Annotated in this window: 7 protein-coding genes and 1 pseudogene; 2 read left to right on the plus strand and 6 right to left on the minus strand. The window is 72.8% G+C overall.

Annotation, left to right across the window (positions count from 1 at the left end):
- Both HY68_RS40475 and HY68_RS08465 read right to left on the minus strand, forming a co-directional pair.
- The coding region (locus tag HY68_RS40475; protein WP_198533234.1) for an ATP-binding protein at window positions 1–520 on the minus strand (520 nt) is incomplete at its 3' end.
- A gap of 180 nt (window positions 521–700) precedes the next feature.
- Complete coding sequence (locus HY68_RS08465; RefSeq protein ID WP_041986418.1) at window positions 701–1,615, minus strand: NADP-dependent oxidoreductase; 915 nt, start codon at window positions 1,613–1,615, stop codon at window positions 701–703.
- A gap of 93 nt (window positions 1,616–1,708) precedes the next feature.
- Here HY68_RS08465 and HY68_RS08470 point away from each other — a divergent pair, with 93 nt between their 5' ends.
- Window positions 1,709–3,400: a bifunctional 3'-5' exonuclease/DNA polymerase gene (locus tag HY68_RS08470; RefSeq protein ID WP_041986421.1), complete on the plus strand. Its 1,692-nt coding sequence runs from the start codon at window positions 1,709–1,711 to the stop codon at window positions 3,398–3,400.
- 31 nt (window positions 3,401–3,431) lie between these two features.
- Here HY68_RS08470 and HY68_RS08475 read toward each other — a convergent pair whose 3' ends face one another.
- The 4 genes from HY68_RS08475 to HY68_RS08490 all read right to left on the minus strand — a co-directional run bounded on the left by HY68_RS08475 (window position 3,432) and on the right by HY68_RS08490 (window position 6,483).
- Window positions 3,432–4,718, minus strand: coding sequence for a hypothetical protein (locus tag HY68_RS08475; protein ID WP_041986424.1), 1,287 nt, complete (start codon window positions 4,716–4,718; stop codon window positions 3,432–3,434).
- 68 nt (window positions 4,719–4,786) lie between these two features.
- On the minus strand, window positions 4,787–5,314 hold the full coding sequence (locus HY68_RS08480; protein ID WP_041986427.1) for a SigE family RNA polymerase sigma factor: 528 nt from the start codon (window positions 5,312–5,314) through the stop codon (window positions 4,787–4,789).
- A gap of 74 nt (window positions 5,315–5,388) precedes the next feature.
- Window positions 5,389–6,075 carry a GntR family transcriptional regulator gene (locus HY68_RS08485; protein ID WP_041986429.1) on the minus strand — a complete coding sequence of 229 codons (687 nt, stop codon included), beginning with the start codon at window positions 6,073–6,075 and terminating at the stop codon, window positions 5,389–5,391.
- Window positions 6,076–6,159: 84 nt separating this feature from the next.
- Window positions 6,160–6,483: an L-rhamnose mutarotase gene (locus HY68_RS08490; protein WP_041986433.1), complete on the minus strand. Its 324-nt coding sequence runs from the start codon at window positions 6,481–6,483 to the stop codon at window positions 6,160–6,162.
- Between the two features lie 135 nt (window positions 6,484–6,618).
- Between HY68_RS08490 and HY68_RS08495 the strand changes: the two are divergent.
- Window positions 6,619–7,012, plus strand: a pseudogene (locus HY68_RS08495) (mandelate racemase/muconate lactonizing enzyme family protein); the annotation flags it as partial.

Below are 7,012 nucleotides of genomic sequence, written 5' to 3' on the forward strand. Positions count from 1 at the left end.
GGGGGGGAGCCGGCACCGGCGGCTGAGTGACCGCGCCCGGTCCCCCGGCACCGGCCGCCGCGGCCACCGCCGCTGCCGCGAACTCGCACCACACCACCTTGCCGCGGTACTGCCGGGCGTGATCGCCCCAGTCCGTCGCGAGTCCCGTGACCAGCAGCAGCCCGCGCCCTTCGGCTGCCGCCGACTCGGCGTCCACGGCGCCGATCCCGGTCGGCCAGCGCGGCGGCGTACGGGACGGGTCGCGGACCTCGACGCGTAACCGCTCCCCCGCCCCGAGCAGGGCGAGGGAGACGGTGCCGCGGGTGCAGCCGCAGGGGCACACCCCGTGCCGCACCGCGTTGGTGACGAGTTCGCTGACGGCCAGCTCCACGGAAGCGGCGAGTTCGCTGTCCACCCGCCGGACCGCGAGGATCTCCCTGGTGTGCCGGCGGGCCCTGGACGCGGCCTCCGGTTTGTGCGGCAGGGGCAGCCGGGTGAGGGGCAGCCAGGGCCGCTCGGGGGCGTAGACGTCGTGGGCCACAAGTCCATTGTCAGTGAGCATCATTACTCTCGGACATCAATAGGTCACTGTGAGCTACCTATCGTGCACGAGAGGAGCGCCGTGATGCCACTTCAGCGCGTGTCAGGGGAGCGCGCGTCAGGGGCGCACGCGATGCGGGGGCCGGTGTCGGGGCGTGCCGGGGGCGGCTCGGAGGGCGGGTCAGGGAGCGATGACGAGCTTTCCCCGTACGTGCCCCGCCTCGCTCGTCTGCTGCGCCTTCGCCGCCTCGGCCAGCGGGTACGTGTGCGCGACCTGCGTCCGCAGCGCCCGCTCGGCCGCGAGCCCGAGATGGCGCAGCAGGACGTCCCGGCGCTCCTCGTCGGACATGCCGCCGGCCGTGAAGACCACGCCGTACTTCTCCGCGTCCATGTCGGCGATGGTGACGATCCGCTCCGTCGTGCCGCCGCGCAGCTCGATCGAGTCCGGCAGCGCGCCCTTGCCCGCGACGTCGAAGACGGCGTCCACACCCTGGGGGGCGACGTCGCGCACGCGGTCCACGAGCCCGTCGCCGTACGTCAGCGGGACCGCGCCCAGCGAGCGCACGTAGTCGTGGTTGGCGGGCGACGCCGTGCCGATCACGGTCGCGCCGCGCGCCACGGCGAGCTGCACGGCCACCGAACCGACGGCCCCCGCCGCGCCGTGCAGCAGCAGCGTCTCGCCCTCGCGCAGGTCGACGAGGTCCAGCCCGCGCTGGGCCGCGTTGCCCGCGACGGGGATCGCCACGGCCTCGTCCCAGGCCACCCCCGCCGGCTTGGGCGCGATGACCCCGGCGATGGCGTACTGGGCGTAGGAGCCGGTGAGCGACCAGCCGACGACCTCGTCGCCGACGGTGAAGCCGGTCACGGAGTCACCGATCTCGTCGACGACCCCCGCCACCTCAAGACCGGGGATCGCGGGGAAGGTGGTGGGCATCATCTGCTGGACCCAGCCGTTGCGGATCTTCCAGTCCATCGGGTTGACGCCCGCGGCCCTGACCAGGATCCGGATCTGGTCGGCGGCGGGGTGCGGCTCCTCGACGTCCCGCAGCCGCAGTACGTCGGGGCCGCCGAACTCGTCGAACACGATCGCTTTCACATCAGCCTCCATAGGGGTCCGTCGGCGCGTCTCCGCGTCTCCACGGTCGATCTTGCCCCGCCGCTGTCAGTCCCGCCTGCGAAACTCGCTGCCATGACCGAACGATGGGCGGTGGCGGAGACGGGCGACGGGGGCGCGCTGCTGGCCCCGCTCGGTCCTGACGGCCGCCCGGCGGGACCTGTGCTGCGGGAGCCCGATCTGGTCGGTGCGGTCCGCGCGCGGCTGCCCGAGGCCGGCCGGTGGGTCTGGCGGTCGACCGCCACCCTCTTTCCGAGGCTACTGGCCGCCGGCGTGCGGATCGACCGGTGCTACGACATCGAGGTGGCCGAGGGGCTGCTGCTCGCCCATGAGGGGCGGCTGGGCGAGCCGCGCTCGGCCGCCGCCGCGTGGGCCCGGCTGCACCACGGCCCCGTACCGCCCGATCCGCCGGCCCGTTCGGCCGAGCCCGGCTCGCAGTCCTCGCTGTTCGAACCCACGGCCGGGGCGGAGCTTCCGTTCGACGCGCTCGTCGACGTGTACGCGGAGCAGCAGCGCAGACATGAGGCGGCCGAGCATCCCGGCCGGATGCGGCTGCTCACCGCTTCCGAGTCGGCGGGCATGCTGGTGGCCGCCGAGATGCACCGCGCGGGGCTGCCGTGGCGGGCCGACGTGCACCGGGAGGTGCTGGCCGAGCTGCTGGGCGACCGGTACGCGGGCGGCGGTGAGCCGCGCAGGCTGGCCGAGCTGGCGGACGAGGTCTCGGCGGCGTTCGGCCGCCGGGTGCGGCCCGATCTGCCGGCGGACGTGGTGAAGGCGTTCGGGCAGGCCGGCATCAAGGTGAAGTCCACGCGCCGCTGGGAGCTGGCGGAGCTGGACCATCCGGCGGTGCAGCCGCTCATCGAGTACAAGAAGCTGTACCGGATCTGGACGGCGCACGGCTGGGGCTGGCTCCAGGACTGGGTACGGGACGGCCGGTTCCGCGCCGAGTACCAGCCGGGGGGCTCGGTCTCGGGCCGCTGGACCACCAACGGCGGCGGCGCGCTGCAGATCCCCCGGGTGATCCGCCGCGCCGTCGTCGCCGACGAGGGCTGGCGTCTGGTCGTGGCGGACGCCGACCAGATGGAGCCGCGGGTGCTGGCCGCGATCTCCCGCGACCCCGGCCTGATGGAGGTCGCCGGGCATGACGGCGATCTGTACACGGCCCTGTCCGACCGCGCGTTCTCCGGCGACCGTGACCACGCGAAGGTGGCGCTGCTGGGCGCGATCTACGGCCAGACGTCCGGGGACGGCCTGAAGAATCTGGCCGCGCTGCGCCGCCGGTTCCCGCTGGCCGTCGCGTACGTGGACGACGCGGCGCGGGCCGGCGAGGAGGGCCGGCTCGTACGGACCTGGCTCGGCAGGACGAGCCCGCGCGCGGCGGGCGCCGCGGACGACGAAGAGGCGGGGCTCCCGCAGGAGGGCCCGCCGGGGACGGATGCGGACGCACCGCGGGGCGGCGGCGACAGCGGCTCACGCGCCCGCGCCCGTGGCCGCTTCACCCGTAACTTCGTCGTGCAGGGCAGCGCGGCCGACTGGGCGCTGCTGATGCTGGCCGCGCTGCGCAGGGCGACCGCGGAGATGCGCGCCGAGCTGGTCTTCTTCCAGCACGACGAGGTGATCGTGCACTGTCCGCGCGAGGAGGCGGCGGAGGTCGCCGAGGCGATCCGCGCGGCCGGTGAGCTGGCCGGGCGGATCACCTTCGGGGAGACACCGGTGCGGTTCCCGTTCACGACGGCGACGGTGGAGCGGTACTCCGACGCCAAGTGACGCACCGGGCGAGGCGAGGGACACATCGGCCTCAGCCGAACGTCAGCCACTTCGAGCTGCTGGCGATCTTGACGAGCTGCCCGATGGTCAGTGCGGGCTCCTTGCGGCTGGCCGGGCCGTGCTGGTCCGCGCCGTTCGTCTCGAAGACGACGACGCGCAGCCCGTCGGGCCGGATGGTGTCGGCCTGCCACATCACCATGCCCACACCGCCCTTCTCGCCGGGCTGCTTGGCCGTGTTCAACCGCACGCCGCCCGGCAGCTCTGTCGTGCCTTCGCCGAAGAGCTCACCGGCGACATCGTTCATCCCGCGCTGGACATTGATCTCGACGCGGGTCGGACCGTTGCCGTCGTCCACCACCACGTAGGTGTAACCGCTGTCCGGAGGGCCGGACTCGATGATCTTCAGCTCCTTGGGCAGCAGCGAGGTGAACGTCTTGTTGATGTTCCCGCCGTGCGACGCCATGCCGGGGTTCCCCTTCGGCTTGCCGGGGTTCCCCTTCGGCCCGGACGGCGGCTGCTTGGCCAGGTCCGCCAGCGGGCCCGCCCACTTGGCCGAGGTGACCAGGTCCCGCAGCTCCTTCGGGTTCAGCGGCGGTACGGCGCGGGAGACCTTGGCGCCCTTCTCCGCGGGGGCGTTGTACTCGGTGAAGTCGATGACGAAACCGCTCTTGGTCAGCAGCACGGCGCGCCACGACCGGGTCTCCTCGCGGCGGTCCGGATATTCGTACCCCTGAAAGACGGTGAGCCTGTCACCGCCCGCCAGATCCGTGCTGACGCAACTCTGGTCCTTGCTGAGACCGTTGACGGGGCAGGGGGACACGTCCTGGCCGGCCGCCGCCGGGTACAGCGCGACCGAGACCTCCGCCTCGCCCTTCCCGTCGTCCAGGACTCCGGTCACATGCGCGAGACCCGGACCGCCGAAACCGGTCACCGACGACGGGGTCAGCTTCCCGGGAGCCAGCAGCCCGCTCAGGATCGACACCAGCTCCTGCCCGCCCTTGCCCGCCTCGGCTCCCCCGGGGAACGCGGTCGCCGGGGCCGGGTCCTTGGGGCCGGCCAGCGACGACTTCCCGCCCCCCGAATCGCCCAGCACCCCGCTGCCGTACGCGCCGCCGACGCCGACCAGGGCGAGCGCGAGCACGCTGCCGGTGACCGCCGCCGTCCTGCGGCGCACCACCCGGCGGCGGCCCCGCGTGAGTCCGCCGTCGACCAGCGCCTCGCTGTCGGCGGGCTCGAAGGTGTCCCCGGCGCGGCGCAGCGCGGGACCGAGCCTGTTCTCGAAGGGTCCGGAGTCATCGAAAGGATCTTGAGAAGACACGGGTCAACCACGCTCTCTGCTCGGGTCGGTGTCGGTCGTCGGTTGGGTACGCGGCAGCGGGACGGTGCTCAGTGCGCGGCGAACTCCGTGAACCTGCCGCCGAGTTGTTCGCGGAGTTTGGCCAGCGCCCGGCCCGACCTGGTGCGTACGGCGGCGGAGCTGACGTTCATCACGTCGGCGGTCTCCTCGACGCTGCGGTCCTCCCAGTACCGCAGCACCACCACCGCGCGGTCCTTGGGCGCGAGCCGGCCGAGCGCGTCGAGAAGCGCTATCCGCAGCGCCGGGTCGTCGCCCGGCCGCACGACCGGCTCCGGCAGTTCCGCCAGCGGCCGTTCGGTGGCGGAGAGCCGGCGCTGATGGGTGAGATAGGTGCGGACGAGGACCGTCTGGGCGTATCCGGCCGGGTTCTCCACCCGCGAGACGCGCCCCCACAGCGCGTACATCTTGCCCAGGGTCTCCTGCACCAGGTCCTCGGCGAGATGAGTGTCCCCGCCGGTCAACAGGCAGGCGGAGCGGAAGAGTTGACGGGTACGGCCCGCCGCGAAATCCCTGAAGTCAGCCGCCCGGGCGCTCCGGGCCCCGCCACCGCCTCGCACGCTCTCCCCCGTCGCCGGTGCCCGCGGGCTGTTCGCCCCTCATCTCACTGACGCGGTGGCACGGGGGAAATGTTTCAGTCGGTGCCGTGCCGGTGGTGCTGGCGGTCCAGACTGCGGCGCAGATGGCCGGTCATCGCCTCGGCGGCCCGTTCCGGGTTACGGCGCAGCACGGCGCGCAGGACGCGGTCGTGCTCGGCGAGGGTGAGCGGCCCGGCGCCGGGCACGCTGCCGAGCCGGAAGATGTGCAGGTGGCTGTGGAGGCGGCCGATCGCCTCGGCGAGCAGCGGCCGACCCGCCGCACCGGCGACCGCGTCGTGGAACCGCTGGTCGAGCGCGGCGAACTCGCGGTACACGGCGTACCGTTCGCCCGATCCCGGCCGGTCGCGCATCTCCTCGACCAGGCCCTCGATCGCGTCGAGCTGCGCCTCGTCGGCGTGCGCCGCGGCGAGGGCCGCGGCGTGCGGCTCCAACAGCAGCCGCATCTCGAAGAGTTCGTCGAGCCCCTGCCGGGTGAGCAGTTCGGTGGCGCGGTAGCCGGCCAGCGAGCGCTTGGTGACGAGTCCGTCCGACTCCAGCCGCGCCAGGGCTTCGCGTACGGGCGTGGGCGACACGTCGAGCCGACGGGCCAGCGCCTCGATACCGACGCGGGCGCCGGGCTGGATCTCGTGGTCCATGACCAGGGCCTTGACCGACTCGTAGACGCTGTCGGCGAGCACCTGGCGCTGCGGCTGCCGCCCAGCGGCGCCTTCCGTACCGTCCACAGCCCGGCCTCCTCCGCTCGTCCAGCGCGGATTCTATAGGTTTCCCGGACTCGGAAGGGTGCACGGACCCGGACCGCGCGACGGTCACTCCATCAGGAAGACCTGCTCAAGCCGGGTCCACCAGTCGCCAGCCGCGGCCTCCGGCACCGGCTCCTGGCAGGGGTCGGTCAGCTTCCACCACTCCTTGGTCGCCTCGTCGTCCGCCATCGCGGCCATGTCGGCCGCCAGGTCGTCGCCGTGGTACTCGAAGTAGGCGAAGAGCCGGTCGCCCAGCAGATGGATCGAGTAGTTCGAGATCCGGCAGGCCCGCAGCCGCGCCAGTACGGGTTCGGGCACCGCGCGGTGCAGCTCCCGGTACTCGTCCACCTTCTCCGGTTTCACTCTGATCACCTGTGCGATGCGTTGCATGACCGGGAACCTATAGGAAAGGCCCTCACACGAGAACCCCTCGCACAGGGAAAATCCACCCCAAGCCCTTGACGTGCGGGCGCACCGCACGGCTAACCTCCGGAGGCCCCCAGATTTCCTATAGGAAACTCATCCATGAGCGAGATCAAGAGCGTCGACTGCAAGCTCGTCACCATCGAACCGGAGACACTGCGCACGGACGCCACCCAGACCTTCGTCCGCCAGGAGACGGTCCTCGTCACCGTCGAGACCGCCGACGGGCTGCGCGGCACGGGCTACTCGTACACGATCGGCACCGGCGGCAGCTCCGTACTCGCCCTCCTGCGCGACCACCTCGCCGCCACCCTGATCGGCCAGGACGCCCGTAACGTGGAGGCGGTCTGGGCCCGCATGCTCGCCGCCACCCGGGCGACGGCCTTCGGCGTGCTGACCTCGCTCGCCCTGGCCGCCGTCGACACCGCCCTGTGGGACCTGCGCTGCCTGCGGGCGGGCGAACCGCTCCGGCGGCTGGCCGGCGGTGCGCACGAGC

Source organism: Streptomyces sp. AcH 505, assembly GCF_000818175.1.
In the GTDB taxonomy this organism is placed as follows: Bacteria; Actinomycetota; Actinomycetes; order Streptomycetales; family Streptomycetaceae; genus Streptomyces.